Annotated in this window: 12 protein-coding genes; 6 read left to right on the top strand and 6 right to left on the bottom strand. The window is 71.6% G+C overall.

Annotated features, from left to right (window positions below; translation table 11 throughout):
• Positions 1-51 precede the first annotated feature (51 nt).
• The 5 genes from BLT97_RS13805 to BLT97_RS13785 all read left to right on the top strand — a co-directional run bounded on the left by BLT97_RS13805 (position 52) and on the right by BLT97_RS13785 (position 6503).
• The gene (locus tag BLT97_RS13805) at positions 52-735 is read left to right on the top strand and encodes a hypothetical protein (RefSeq protein WP_093609675.1); all 684 of its coding nucleotides are present in this window, start codon (positions 52-54) and stop codon (positions 733-735) included.
• Positions 736-781: 46 nt separating this feature from the next.
• Positions 782-1579, top strand: coding sequence for a thioredoxin domain-containing protein (locus tag BLT97_RS13800; protein ID WP_093609673.1), 798 nt, complete (start codon positions 782-784; stop codon positions 1577-1579).
• Between the two features lie 160 nt (positions 1580-1739).
• Positions 1740-3407: an alkaline phosphatase D family protein gene (locus BLT97_RS13795; RefSeq protein WP_245769310.1), complete on the top strand. Its 1668-nt coding sequence runs from the start codon at positions 1740-1742 to the stop codon at positions 3405-3407.
• A gap of 297 nt (positions 3408-3704) precedes the next feature.
• Complete coding sequence (locus tag BLT97_RS13790; RefSeq protein ID WP_093609669.1) at positions 3705-4691, top strand: zinc metalloprotease; 987 nt, start codon at positions 3705-3707, stop codon at positions 4689-4691.
• 168 nt (positions 4692-4859) lie between these two features.
• Complete coding sequence (locus BLT97_RS13785; RefSeq protein ID WP_093609667.1) at positions 4860-6503, top strand: serine/threonine-protein kinase; 1644 nt, start codon at positions 4860-4862, stop codon at positions 6501-6503.
• 43 nt (positions 6504-6546) lie between these two features.
• Here the strand turns inward: BLT97_RS13785 and BLT97_RS13780 are convergent, their stop codons facing one another.
• Positions 6547-7116: a dienelactone hydrolase family protein gene (locus BLT97_RS13780; protein WP_093609665.1), complete on the bottom strand. Its 570-nt coding sequence runs from the start codon at positions 7114-7116 to the stop codon at positions 6547-6549.
• Between the two features lie 30 nt (positions 7117-7146).
• On the opposite strand from BLT97_RS13780, the gene BLT97_RS13775 reads away from it, so the two are divergent.
• On the top strand, positions 7147-8241 hold the full coding sequence (locus tag BLT97_RS13775) for a mechanosensitive ion channel family protein (protein ID WP_093609663.1): 1095 nt from the start codon (positions 7147-7149) through the stop codon (positions 8239-8241).
• Positions 8242-8330: 89 nt separating this feature from the next.
• Here BLT97_RS13775 and BLT97_RS13770 read toward each other — a convergent pair whose 3' ends face one another.
• From BLT97_RS13770 to lspA, 5 genes are all read right to left on the bottom strand, one after another.
• On the bottom strand, positions 8331-9074 hold the full coding sequence (locus tag BLT97_RS13770; protein ID WP_093609661.1) for an SDR family NAD(P)-dependent oxidoreductase: 744 nt from the start codon (positions 9072-9074) through the stop codon (positions 8331-8333).
• A gap of 125 nt (positions 9075-9199) precedes the next feature.
• Positions 9200-10789 (bottom strand): Na+/H+ antiporter, encoded by a 1590-nt coding sequence (locus BLT97_RS13765; protein WP_093609659.1) that lies wholly within the window; start codon positions 10787-10789, stop codon positions 9200-9202.
• 171 nt (positions 10790-10960) lie between these two features.
• A complete protein-coding gene (locus tag BLT97_RS13760; RefSeq protein WP_093609657.1) occupies positions 10961-11512 on the bottom strand; it encodes a GNAT family N-acetyltransferase in 552 nt (183 codons plus the stop codon).
• Positions 11509-12453: an RluA family pseudouridine synthase gene (locus tag BLT97_RS13755; protein WP_093609655.1), complete on the bottom strand. Its 945-nt coding sequence runs from the start codon at positions 12451-12453 to the stop codon at positions 11509-11511. Before BLT97_RS13755 ends, BLT97_RS13760 begins: the two co-directional genes overlap by 4 nt.
• A gap of 97 nt (positions 12454-12550) precedes the next feature.
• Positions 12551-13252: a signal peptidase II gene (lspA, locus tag BLT97_RS13750; protein ID WP_093609653.1), complete on the bottom strand. Its 702-nt coding sequence runs from the start codon at positions 13250-13252 to the stop codon at positions 12551-12553.
• Positions 13253-13321 lie beyond the last annotated feature (69 nt).

Genomic DNA, 13321 nt, shown 5'->3' with positions numbered 1-13321 from the left:
ACAGGAAACCCTGAGCCGACCTTTACTTATCCGTCTGGCAGACTCGCAGCGATGGACATATCGGGGACGCAGCCGAGGGTGCTGCGGGCGGCGCTGTTCACGGCTCTGGTCGTGACGCTGTCCGCGGCTTCCCACGTGCTGCTCTCAAAGGTCCCGCTGCCGCTCGGCACGGTCGCCGCGGTGGCCGGCGGCGTGTTCCTGCTCGCGTATCTGCTCGCCGGACGCGAGCGCGGCTTCTGGTCGATCGCGGCGCTCGTGGTGCCGCTCGAACTGGCCGCCGACACGGTCTTCACCACCGGCCAGCACGTCTGTTACGGCGAGACCGGCGGCCCGATCGCCGGCACCCTGCGCTCCTTCGGACTCGACGTCCTGTGCGGCGGCTCCGAGATGGGCGCCTCGCTCGCGCAGGTCACGGGCGCGGGTCCGCGCCCCGCCGCCGAGCTGCTCGCCTCGGCCGACCCCTCGGCCGCCTGGTTCCTGCTCGCGGCCCATGTCGTGATCGGTCTGGGCGCCGCGGCCTGGCTGCGCCGCGGCGAGCAGGCCTTCGCCCAGCTGGTGCGCGCCATGGTCGCGGTGGCCTTCCGGCCGCTCGCGGTCGCGGTGGCCGCGGTCACCGCGCAGCCCGCCCCGGTACGCCGCGTCGTGCGCACCGCCCAGCAGACCCGCCCTCTCTCTCCGCTGCTCATCGCCCACTGCGTGGGCCGGCGTGGACCGCCTCGCCCGGCTGCTCTCTGAGCCACCGGTCAAGCGAATCCACCCTTTTTTCAACGGAGATCGAGTCATGAGCAAGCGCAACAGCCAGGCGTCCAAGGCAGCGGCCCGCGAGCGGCTGCGGGCCGAGCGGGAGCGGCAGGCCAAGAAGGACAAGGCACGCCGGCAGGTCATCGTCGGCGTGAGCGTGGTCGGCGTCCTCGCCGTCGCGGCCGGCGCCGGCTTCCTGATCATGCAGGCCAACGAGCCCAGCGGCTGGGACAAGGCGGCCGAGGCCAAGGTGGTCGTGCCCGCGAACGCCTCCGGTGAGAACGGCTCGACCGTGACCATCGGCGACGCGAAGAAGAACACCGTCCACCTCTACGAGGACGCCCGCTGCCCGGCCTGCGCCTCGATGGAGCAGACGATCGGCGAGGCGATCAACAAGGGCATGGAGGACGGCGACTACAAGCTGTCGTTCACCATCGGCACCTTCCTCGACGGGAACCTGTCCGGCGAGGGTTCGAAGAACGCGCTGAGCGCGATGGGCGCGGCCCTGAACGTCAGCCCGGAGGCCTTCCTCGACTACAAGTCGGCGCTGTACTCGAAGGAGTACCACCCCTCGGAGTCCAGCGACGAGTTCGCCGACGACGACTACCTGATCAAGGTGGCGAACTCGGTGGACGCGCTCAAGAACAACAAGGACTTCCAGAAGGACGTCAGGAACGGCACGTACGACCCCTGGGCGATGAAGATGAGCGACGCCTTCCAGAACGCCGACGACGTCACCGGCACGCCGACGATCAAGATCAACGACAAGCGGATCGAGACGCCTTCGGACGTGGCGGGCTGGGAAGCCGCGCTGAAGACGGCGGGTGTGACCAAGTAGGGCCGGTCCGCATGTCCTGAGTCGGCATGTCCTGAGTCGGCATGTCCTGAGCCGACAGGTCCTGAGTCGACGTGTCCTGAGTCGACGCGCAGCCGAAGAGCGGGCGAACTTTCACGGTTCGCCCGCTCTTCGCGCGTACTGATCAGTAATGTCGGCCCTCGTGACCAGTAGACTCCAGGCTCCGCAGGAGCCCACCACCGCCTCAACTCCCCGTCGCCGTACGGTCGTCAAGGCCGCCGCGACCGCCGCCGTCGCCGCCCCGCTCGCGGCCGGTGCCCTGCCCGCGCAGGCCGTCGCGCAGGCCCCCGCCTTCCTGCACGGGGTGGCCTCCGGCGACCCGCTGCCCGACGGCGTACTGCTGTGGACGCGCGTGACGCCGATACCCGCGGCCACTCCCGGTTCCGGACTCGGCGAGGACACCGAGGTGCGCTGGGAGCTCGCCGAGGACAAGTCCTTCGCCCGGATCGTCGCGCAGGGCACGGTGACCGCGCGGGCCGCCTCCGACCACACGGTCAAGGCGGACGTCCGCGGCCTCATACCCGCCACCGACTACTACTTCCGCTTCGTCTGCGGCCCCACGACCTCGGCGACCGGCCGTACGCGCACGACCCCCGCGTACGACGCCGCGGCCGCCGGCGTCCGCTTCGGCGTGGTGTCCTGCGCCAACTACGAAGCGGGCTACTTCTCCGCGTACCGCCATCTCGCCGCGCGCCAGGACCTGGACGCGGTGCTGCACCTCGGCGACTACATCTACGAGTACGCGAGCGGCGGTTACCCCGCGACCGACGAGGTCCTGCGGGCGCAGCAGCCGGCGCACGAGATCCTCACCCTCGCCGACTACCGGCTGCGGCACGGCCACTACAAGACCGACGCGGACCTCCAGGCGGTGCACGCGCGCCACCCGGTGATCGCGATCTGGGACGACCACGAGGTGGCCAACGACGCCTGGTCGGGCGGCGCCGAGAACCACACGCCCGGCACGGAGGGTGCGTACGCGGACCGCGTACGGGCCGCCAAGCAGGCCTACTTCGAGTGGATGCCGGTGCGGCCCGCCACCGAGGGCACGGTCTACCGGCGGATCCGCTACGGCAAACTCGCCGATCTGCACCTGCTCGACCTGCGCTCCTTCCGCGACCAGCAGGCGGGCATCGGCAGCGGCAAGGTGGACGACCCGGACCGTACGATCACCGGCCGGGCGCAGCTGGACTGGCTGAAGGACGGCCTGAGCCGGTCGCAGGCGCAGTGGAAGCTGGTCGGGACGTCGGTGATGATCTCGCCGATGGCCTTCGGTTCCGTACCGGCCCATCTCCTGGGCCCGCTGGCGGAGTTGCTGGGGCTGCCGAAGGAAGGGCTCGCGGTCAACGTCGACCAGTGGGACGGCTACACCGACGACCGCCGTGAACTGCTCGCGCACCTGACGGACCGCGGCATCAAAGACACGGTGTTCCTGACCGGCGACATCCACATGGCGTGGGCCAACGACGTCCCGCTCAGGGCCGCCACGTACCCCTTCTCGAAATCGGCCGCGACCGAATTCGTGGTCACCTCGGTCACCTCGGACAACATCGACGACATCCTGGGCGTGGCCCCGCACACCGTGTCCTTGGTCGCGGTCGGCGCCATCAAGGCGGCCAACCGCCATGTGAAGTGGCTGGACATGGACAGCCACGGCTACGGGATCCTCGACGTCACACCGGCGCGGGCGCAGATGGACTACTTCGTCCTCTCCGACAAGACCGACGCGGGCGCGACCGCGAAGTGGGCCCGCTCGTACCGGACGGCCGGCGGGACGCAGAAGGTCGAACGCGCGGACCGGCCGGTGGCCTGAACGGTCAATTCCGGCCACTCGTCTGCGCGTTAAGAACAGATCACAGCGTCACGGCGGGTGGTGACGTCCGGGCCGCGAACCCGGACACACCACCCGCCCCCGTGACTCCTGTTGTTGCTTTCCTGTCTCAAACCTCGAAGGCCACAGAAGATTTTCTCCCGCTTGGCCCGATTCACCGGACACTTCATCGGTCCAGTTCCACGCTCCTCAAGGCCTGACATGGCCACGTAATCTCCCCGCGGCAGCGAGGAATTCCCTCCCTGTCTCCCCACCTGTCGCTTTCGCGAGGAGTCCGTCATGCTCCCCTTCGCCCGCATATCCCCCCGCACGCGGGGCCGGCTGCTCTCCACCGCCGTGGTGGCCGGAACCCTGATGCTGGCACCGCTCTCCGCCCCCAGCGGCGCCGCCACCGCCGCACCTGCCGCCCCCACAACGGCAGAGTGCGAGGACCAGGGTGTCAGCGCCGCCCGCGAGACCAAGGCGGGCGCCGCGCACGCGCACGAGCCCAACGAGGTCAGCGCGGCCAAGGCCCAGGCCATGGACGCGGACCTGCAGCGCAGACTCGACCGCCTGCGCGCGAGCGGACAGCGCACCTCGGCCGCGGCCACCACCACGATTCCGGTGTACTTCCACGTCGTCCACGACGGGGAGACCGGCAAGCTCACGGCCACCGACATCGCCAACCAACTCGACGTCCTGAACGCCGGGTTCGGCGGCCAGGGCACCGGCAACGCGGACTCCGGCTTCCAGTTCGCGCTGGCCGGCACCGACTACACCGACAACGCCTCCTGGTACAACGGCATCCAGCCGGGCTCGGCGGCCGAGAAGGCGATGAAGTCCTCGCTGCGCAAGGGCGGCGCCGACGCGCTGAACTTCTACACCGCGAAGCTCGGCGGCGGCCTGCTGGGCTGGGCCACCTTCCCGTCCTCGTACAACTCCAACCCCACCGACGACGGCGTGGTCGTCCTGGACTCCTCTCTGCCGGGCGGCTCGGCGGCCAACTACAACGAGGGCGACACCGGCACCCACGAGGTCGGCCACTGGATGGGGCTGTACCACACGTTCCAGGGCGGATGCAGCGGCAAGGGCGACTACGTCGACGACACCGCGGCCGAGAAGGAGCCGGCCTTCGCCTGCCCCGAGGGTCAGGACTCCTGCACCCGCAAGCCGGGCGTGGACCCGATCCACAACTTCATGGACTACACGTACGACAGCTGCATGTACCAGTTCACGGTCGGCCAGGCCAAGCGCATGCAGGACAGCTGGGCGGCGTACCGCGCCTGACCCTGGAGCCTGGTCCTGATCCCGGACCCGGCCCGGCCCGGGGGCACCATCGCGCGTGACCTCGGGCCACCACCCTGCGGTGCCTCGGGCCACCGCCCTGCGTGACTCTCCCCGCTCCCCTCTACTCTGGGCTCCGACAGACGGGGCAGAGGGGGACGGGGAACTTCAGTGAGTGCTCCCGGTGACATCATCGACGGCCGCTTCGAGCTCATCGCGCGCGCCGGCCGCGGCGGCATGGGCACGGTGTGGCGCGCCCGCGACACGGCGCTCGACCGCGAGGTGGCGCTCAAGGAAGTACGGGCACTCGACCCCGCGTTCGTCGAGCAGAACACCCTGCTGCGCGAACGGGTGCTGCGCGAGGCGCGGGCGCTCGCGCGGCTCAGCCACCCCCATGTGGTGACCATCCACCAGGTCCTTCAGCCCGAGGGCGCGGCCCACCCCTGGATCGTGATGGAGCTCCTGAGCGGCCGGACGCTCCAGGACCGCCTGGCCGACGGGCCGTTGACGCCCGTCGAGGCCGCGCGCGTGGGCCGCCAGGTGCTCTCCGCACTGCGTGCCGCGCACGCGGCGGGGATCCAGCACCGCGACGTGAAGCCCGCGAACGTCATGCTCTGCGAGGACACCCGCGGCGGCCCGGGCGAGCAGGCCGGCGCGCCCCGGGCGGTGCTCACGGACTTCGGCATCGCCGCCCTCCAGGGTTCCAGCTCCCTCACCCAGACCGGCGAGATGGTCGGCTCCCCGGAGTACATGGCCCCCGAGCGCATCCGCGGCGCCGACGGCGATCCGTCCTCCGACCTGTGGTCGCTCGGCCTCGTCCTGTACACGGCGGTCGAGGGCGTCTCGCCGCTGCGCCGCGGCACGACGTTCGCCACGCTGGCCGCCGTGCTCGACGAGCAGCCGCCCCCGCCGGTCCGCTCTGGCCCGCTGACCCCGGTGCTCGAGGCCCTTCTCGTACGGGATCCGGCGGCGCGGCCCGACGCGGAACGGCTCGACGCGATGCTGGCCGAGGTGGCGGCGGGGCGCGAGCCGGCCCCGCACCCGGGAGATCCGACGGCCCAGGCACCTACGCTCACGGCGCACACACCGGCGCTCCCGCCGCCGCCACCCGCGCCCACGCCGTCCCTCCCCCCGCAGACCGGCGGCGCCGACCCGTCCGCGCCCACCCGTACCGACGGCCCGCACGCCTCGGCGCCGACCGCGCCCGAGCCCGCGTCCCGGCGTCGCGCGAGCCGTACCCCCGTGATCGTCGCGGCCGTCGCGGTGGCCGTGGCGGTGGTGGCGGCGACGGCGCTGGTGTTCTCGCTGCGCGAGGAGGGCGGCGCGGGCGCGGAAGGGAAGGGCGGGGGCACCGCCGGCGGCGCTTCCCCGGAGTCCGGGTCCTCCGCGCGGGACTCGGCACAGGACCGGCCCCCCTCGCAGGAGGACCCCTCCGGCAAACCGTCGGACAGCCCGCCGCCCACCGGATCAGCGGACCCGATCCCGGCCGCGGGCCGCTGGGTGGCGATGCTGCACTCCGAGCCGGAGTCGAGCGGTACGGCGGCCCGCGACGCGCGCCTTGCGAAGCTGCGGGAGACCGTGCCGAACGCCTCGTACGTGCTCAGCGACGACTACGCCTCGCTCAGGCCCGGGTTCTGGGTGTTCTACACGGGCCCGTTCCAGGACGGCCGCGCGGCCCTCGCGTACTGCGCCGAGCGGGGCCTGACGGACCGGAACCAGTGCGTGGGCCGCTTCGTCAGCCGCTATCCGGCCGACTTCGACCTCCAGTGCTACCCGCCGGCGTCGGCTCCGTCGGGCACCTGCCGGCGCGACTGACCCGGGCCGTCCCCGCCTCCACCACCCGTCCGGGCCCAAGCTCCTAGAGCGTCTCCAGGAACCCCAGCGCCACCTGCCAGGTCTGCTCCGCCGCATCGGCGTCGTAGTCCGGCAGCTCCGGGTCGGTGTAGAGGTGCCCGGCGCCGCGATAGCGGAAGATCTCCACATCGGCGCCGGCCTTGCGCATGTTCAGGTACCAGGCGCTCAGCCAGTCGTCCGGCTCGAAGGGGTCCGGCTCGGCCACGTGCAGCTGCACCGGCAGCTCGTCCACGGAGGCGTCCTCAGGGAGGTCCGAGGTGCCGTGCAGAAGCAGCAGGCCGCGGGCCTTCTCGTCGGCGAGCGCGACATTCTGCGCGAGGGCCGCGCCGAGCGAGAACCCGGCGTAGACGAGTCCGCTCTCCGAGTGCGGGGCGGCGGCGGCCACGGCACGACGGAGCAGCTCGTCCGTGCCGATCCCGTCTTTGATCTTCCTGGCTTCCTCCACGTCGTCCGCGGTCTTGCCCTCGTAGAGATCGGGTACGTGCACCTGATGACCGGCCGCCCTCAGACGCTCCGCGGCGGCATGCACGGCGGGGCGCAGGCCGTAGACGGAATGGAAAAGCACGATGTTCATGAGGCCATCGTGCCACCTACTCTCGGAGGCATGGAGAACGTGCTGCGACCGTTGATCGTCATCGGCGCCGCCGTGGTCGTCACGCTGGCCATCGGATGGCTCGCCGACCGTCTGCTGCGTCGTGTCGACGCCCGCAACCCGCAGACTCCGCTGTGGGGTCTGCTGCGCCGCTGCCGCATACCGCTGCAATGCGTGCTGCTCATCGCCCTGTTGCGCGGCACGTACCGCGAGATGAAGGTGCTCGAGGACCATGAGGCGGGCATCGGCCAGGTGCTCACGCTGCTCCTCATCGGGTCCTGCGCCTGGCTGGTGGTGCGGATCGCCGCGGCGGTGGTCGAGTCCACCTACGCGCGGTACGCCGCGCGCAGCCACGACCCGGCCCGGCTGCGCAGGGTGCGCACCCAGGTGAGCCTGATCATGCGCGTGGTCACCGCGGTGGTCGGCGTCGTGGCGGCGGCCGCCATGCTGCTGACCTTCCCGGCGATGCGCACGGTCGGGACCTCGATGCTGGCCTCCGCCGGCGTGCTCGGCATCGTCGCCGGTATCGCCGCCCAGTCGACCCTCGGCAACCTCTTCGCCGGGTTCCAGATCGCGTTCGGCGACATGGTGCGCCTCGGCGACACCGTGGTCGTGGACGGCGAGTGGGGCACGGTCGACGAGATCACGCTCACCTTCCTGACCGTGCGCACCTGGGACGAGCGCCGGATCACCATGCCGGTCTCGTACTTCACCTCGAAGCCCTTCGAGAACTGGTCGCGCGGCGGCGCCCAGATGACCGGCACCGTCTTCTTCCACCTCGACCACTCGGCGCCGGTGCACGAGATGCGCCAGAAGCTCCACGACATCCTGCGCGAGTGCAAGGCGTGGGACGGGCGCGACTGGGGCCTCGCGGTCACCGACACCACCCCGACCACGATCCAGGTCCGCGCCCTGGCCACGGCCAAGGACGCGGACGACATCTGGACGGTGCGGGTGACGGTGCGCGAGCAGCTCATCGGCTGGCTCGCCGACAACCATCCGTACGCCCTGCCGCGCATCATGACCTCGTTCGCCGCACCCCATCCGAACGGCTCGGCGGACCACTCCGCACCGGACGGGTCCTCCCCGCGGACGGGGCGCGGCTGAGGCCCGGCGCGGACGCGCCTGAGGCCGCCTCCGTGCGGGCGGAGGCGGCCGGTTCCGTACGGTCGCGAAGCCGGGCGCGGGTCAGGTGCTCAATGCCCGCGCTCCGCCCCGCCGTTGACCTGGATCACCTGTGAGGTGATGTGGCCGGCGGCGGGCGAGGCGAGCCAGTGCAGCGTCTGTGCCACGTCCTCGGGGGTGCCCGCACGCCCGGTGGAGGTCTCCGCGATCCGCGCCGCCCGCCGCTCCGCGGGCATGCCCGCGCCGAAGAACTCGGTGTCCTCGACATAGCCGGGCGCCACCAGGTTCACGGTGACGCCGCGCGGCCCGAGCTCGCGCGCGAGGTCGTGGGCATACGGGTGCAGCGCGGCCTTGGCCCCGGCGTACGCACCCGAACCCGACCCGCGGTAGGCGGCGATGGAGCTGAGGAACAGCACCCGGCCGCCCGGAGCGGCCAGCTGCTCGCGCAGCGCCTCGGTGAGCAGGGCGGCCGTGAGCGTGTTGATCCGGAAGTTGACGCTCCAGGCGTGGGCGACCGCGTCGAGCGGGTCCTCGCTCTCGGGCGCCGGTTCCAGACCTCCGTTCCCGCCGGCGCTGTGGATCAGCACATCGACCCGCCCGTCCAGCTCGGCGGCCACGAACTCCCGGACGCCCCGCACCTGTTCGGGCTCCGCCAGGTCGGCGGCATACGTGAGGGCGCCCGGCACCCCCGCCTTCTCCAGGACCTCCCGCCGCCGCCCGAGCAGCAGCACCCGGTCCCCGTCCGCCGCGAAGACCTGGGCGGCCGCGCGCCCGATCCCCGTACCCCCACCACTGATCACCACATTGCGCGTCATACGGCGATCGTACGAAGTCCCGCACGCGACAGGTCAGTTGATCGCCATCCCACCCGAACCGGAGCCCGCCGCTCCGCCCCTCCGCCGCGCCACCGCACCGCCTGACCGCCGCCCGCGACTCCGCCTCACCGCAGACTGCGCACATCCAGATGCCGCAGCACCCGGTCCACGATCTCCGGATCGGCCCCGGGCTCGCTGCGCGCGGCAAGCACCTCGTGCCGGGCCGCCGACAGCATCTCGCCGCGGATCGACCGCATCCGCTTCATCTTGGCGGCCCGCTGGGCGAAGTGGTCCTTGCGGTGGGTGTCGTCGAGCATGTCGGGGTTGATACGCATCCCGATGTCGAGCGCCGCGCGGCTCAGCTGCTCCACGGACTCCTGGGACAGTTCCTCGACCGCCTCGATCTCCTTGAGGCGCGCCTTGGCCGCCTTGGTGGCGCGCAGCGCGAGCTGCCGTTCGAAGGCGTCCTCGGCCTCCGCGTCCGCCTCGACCCCGAGCCTGCGCACCAGCCAGGGCAGGGTCAGGCCCTGGAGGACGAGCGTGACCATGATGACCCCGAAGGCGATGAAGACGATCTGGTCCCGGCCGGGGAAGGGCGAGCCGTCGTCCATCGTCAGCGGCACGGCGAGGGCCAGCGCGACGGATGCCACGCCCCGCATCCCCGACCACCACATGACCACGGTCTCGCGCCAGCTGACGGGGATCTCCTCGTCCACGTCCCGCCGGTCATGCAGCTTCTTCGCCAGCCAGGTCGCCGGAAGCAGCCACAACAGCCGTACGAACACGACGACTCCGACCACCGCGGCGGCCCAGCCGCTCCACTCGGCCCACCGGCCTTCGGCGGCGTTCAGCGCGTTGTGCAGTTCGAGACCGATCAGGCCGAAGGCGATGCCGGTCACGAGGGTGTCGACGATCTCCCAGAAGCTCCGGTTGACCAGCCGCCCCATCACGTCGTCGGCGTCGGCGGCGTACTCGGCGATGAACAGCGCGGTGACCAGGACGGCGAGCACCCCCGACCCCATGAGCTCCTCGGCCGCGACATACGACACGAACGGCACGAGCAGGGTGAGCCCCACCTGCAGCGTCGCGTCCTCGAGCAGCCCGATGAGCTTGTTGGTGGCCCAGCCCAGCGCCACGCCCACCGCGACGGCGACGACCGCGGAGAGCACCAGCTCCAGCGCGGCCCGCGGCAGCGAGAAGGTCCCGCTCACGGCGGCCCCGATGGCCACGTGGTAGAGCACGATGGCCGTCACGTCGTTGAAGAGACCCTCGCCTTCGAGGATCGACACGAGCCGCCGCGGCAGCCCGAGTTGACCGGCCACGGCCGTCGCGGCCACCGGGTCGGGCGGTGCGACCAGGGCGCCGAGCGCCACGGCGGCGGCGATCGGCAGCCCGGGCACCAGCGCGTTGGCCACGGCGGCGACGGCCACGGTGGTCACGAACACGAGCGCGACGGCGAGCAGCAGGATCGGCCGCACGTTGGCCGCGAACTGCCGCCAGGAGGTGCGCTGCACGGAGGCGTAGAGCAGCGGCGGCAGCACCAGCGGAAGGATGTACTCCGGGTTGATCTCGACGTTGGGCACGAACGGGATCAGCGCGAGCACGATCCCGGCGAGCGTCATGAGCACCGGAGCCGGCAGCTTCAGCCGCTCCCCGATCGGCACGCTCACCACGGCCCCGAGCAACAGCACGAAGAGCAGCGCCAACTGTTCCACGGGTCCTCCGACCGCCCGATCCGATCAAGAACCCCAGGGTGCCACTATCCGGACATACACCCCAAACAGCAGCTCCGGAGCCCGCTCGCCGTCACCCACGACGCCCTGCGCCGCCAGGCCTGCACTGCGGGTCCTGAACGGCCGGTCCTGAACAGCCGGTCCTGAACAGCCTCAGCCGGCCGTCAGCTCCCGCCGCATCCCGCGATGCGGCATCCCGGCGTCGTCGAACTCCGGCCCGTACGCCACATACCCGAGCCGCTCGTAGAACCCGAGCGCATGCGTCTGCGCGTGCAGATCCACCCCGGAAAGCCCGCGCGCCCGGGCGCACTCCTCGATGGCCCGCACCAGCGCGGCGCCGACCCCGAGCCCGCGCGCCGCCTTGGCCACCGCGAGCCGGCCGAGCGAACCCACCGCAGGATCCCCGGTCTTCGCGAGCGCGGCCTCGCCGAGCAGCAGCCGTCCGGTACCCAGCGGCAGGCCGTCGTCGGCCCGCACCGCGAGCACGTGCACGGCCCCGTCGTCGTACGCGTCGTACTCGATCTCCTCGGGTACGCCCTGCTCGCGGACGAAGACCTCCTTGCGCACGGCGAAGCAGGCCTCGCGGTCCTCGGCCGTCACGGCCTCGCGCACCACGAAGGCCGCGGCCCCGCCCTCGCTCACCACGAAGACCGCAGGCCCGCCCTCGCTCACCGGCCCACCGGCCGGCACAGCCCCGTCGCTCATCCGTAGGTCTCCGCCGCGATCAGGTCCAGCGCCTTCTGCAGGTCGTCCGGGTACGAGCTCTCGAACTCGACCCAGCGGCCGTCCGCGGGGTGCTCGAAGCCGAGCTTGACGGCGTGCAGCCACTGCCGCGTGAGGCCGAGGCGCTTGGCGAGCGTCGGGTCGGCGCCGTACGTCAGGTCGCCCACGCACGGGTGCCGGTGGGCCGACATGTGGACGCGGATCTGGTGGGTGCGCCCGGTCTCCAGCTTCACGTCGAGCAGCGAGGCCGAGCGGTAGGCCTCGATCAGGTCGTAGTGCGTGACGGACGGCTTGCCGTCGGCGGTCACGGCCCACTTGTAGTCGTGCTGCGGGTGGCGCCCGATGGGCGCGTCGATGGTGCCGCTCAGCGGATCCGGGTGCCCCTGCACCAGCGTGTGGTACCGCTTCTCCGGCACGCGCTCCTTGAACTGCCGCTTGAGCGAGGTGTACGCACGCTCCGACTTGGCGACCACCATCAGGCCGGACGTGCCGACGTCGAGGCGGTGCACCACGCCCTGCCGCTCGGCCGCACCGGACGTGGAGATCCGGTACCCGGCGGCCGCGAGACCGCCGATCACGGTGGTCCCGGTCCAGCCCGGCGAGGGGTGCGCGGCCACGCCCACGGGCTTCACGATCACGACGATGTCCTCGTCGTCGTACACGATCTCCATGCCCTCGACGGGCTCGGCCACGATCTGCACCGGCGCGGGCGCCTGGGGCATCTCCACCTCGAGCCACGCCCCGCCGTGCACGCGCTCGGACTTGCCGACCACAGCCCCGTCGACCTGCACCTTTCCTGCGGCGGCCAGCTCGGCGGCCTTGGTGCGGGAGAAGCCGAACATACGGGAGATGGCGGCGTCGACGCGCTCGCCCTCCAGGCCGTCGGGTACGGGCAGACTGCGGACCTCGGGGTGTGTACTCACCCCGAAATTATGACCGACCGCCACGCACTCCTCGTCCGCAGCAGTGCAGCCCCGGCCTTACGGGGCCGGGGCTGCGGTGACACGGAGGGGGGTGGGCTCAGTCCTTGTGGACCGTGCCGTCCGGGTCGAGGCCCTTGAAGGACAGGATCACGATCAGGATGCCGCCGCACACGATCGCCGAGTCCGCCAGGTTGAACACCGCGAAGTTCTTCGGCGCGATGAAGTCGACCACATGCCCCTCGAACACACCGGGAGCGCGGAACAGCCGGTCCGTGAGGTTGCCGAGCGCACCGCCGAGCAGCAGACCGAGCGCGATGGCCCAGGGCAGGCTGTAGAGCTTGCGGGCGAGCCGCACGATCACCACGATCACCGCGGCGGCGATGCAGGTGAACACGATGGTGAAGGCCTGGCCCATGCCGAAGGCCGCGCCCGCGTTGCGGATCGCCTCGAAGCGCAGCCAGTCGCCGATGATGTCGATCGGCTCGTGGTGCTCCAGCTTGGCGACCACGATCATCTTGCTGATCAGGTCGAGGGCGTAGGCCACCGCGGCCACGGCGAACAGCGCGGCGATCCGGCGCGGCCCCTTGGGGGCGGCCTTCTCGGCCTCATCGGACTGATCGGGCTGATCGGGCTGATCGGGCTTCTCGGCCTGATCGGACTGCCCGGCCTCCGCGCGGTCCGCCTTTCCGTCCGCCTTGCCGTCCTTCTCGTCCCCCAGGACTCCCTCGGACCGCGGGCCCTGCTCCGGCTCCGCGCCCTCAACATCCGGCGTACCGATGATGCTCTCCGCCTCTGCCACGTGAGTCCCTCAACCTAGATGCCTGACTGGCACGAGGGTACGACACATACGTACGGCGTCCGAGCCTCA

This window comes from Streptomyces indicus (genome assembly GCF_900100315.1).
GTDB classification, from domain to species: Bacteria; Actinomycetota; Actinomycetes; order Streptomycetales; family Streptomycetaceae; genus Streptomyces; species Streptomyces indicus.
The sequence above is the reverse complement of the archived record's forward strand: the minus strand, read 5'-3'. Positions and strand labels throughout refer to the sequence as shown.

Coding starts and splice junctions, on each gene's coding strand:
- BLT97_RS13805 (WP_093609675.1), top strand. CDS start 52: ATGGACATATCGGGGACGCAGCCGAGGGTGCTGCGGGCGGCGCTGTTC.
- BLT97_RS13800 (WP_093609673.1), top strand. CDS start 782: ATGAGCAAGCGCAACAGCCAGGCGTCCAAGGCAGCGGCCCGCGAGCGG.
- BLT97_RS13790 (WP_093609669.1), top strand. CDS start 3,705: ATGCTCCCCTTCGCCCGCATATCCCCCCGCACGCGGGGCCGGCTGCTC.
- BLT97_RS13780 (WP_093609665.1), bottom strand. CDS start 7,116: ATGAACATCGTGCTTTTCCATTCCGTCTACGGCCTGCGCCCCGCCGTG.
- BLT97_RS13775 (WP_093609663.1), top strand. CDS start 7,147: ATGGAGAACGTGCTGCGACCGTTGATCGTCATCGGCGCCGCCGTGGTC.
- BLT97_RS13770 (WP_093609661.1), bottom strand. CDS start 9,074: ATGACGCGCAATGTGGTGATCAGTGGTGGGGGTACGGGGATCGGGCGC.
- BLT97_RS13760 (WP_093609657.1), bottom strand. CDS start 11,512: ATGAGCGACGGGGCTGTGCCGGCCGGTGGGCCGGTGAGCGAGGGCGGG.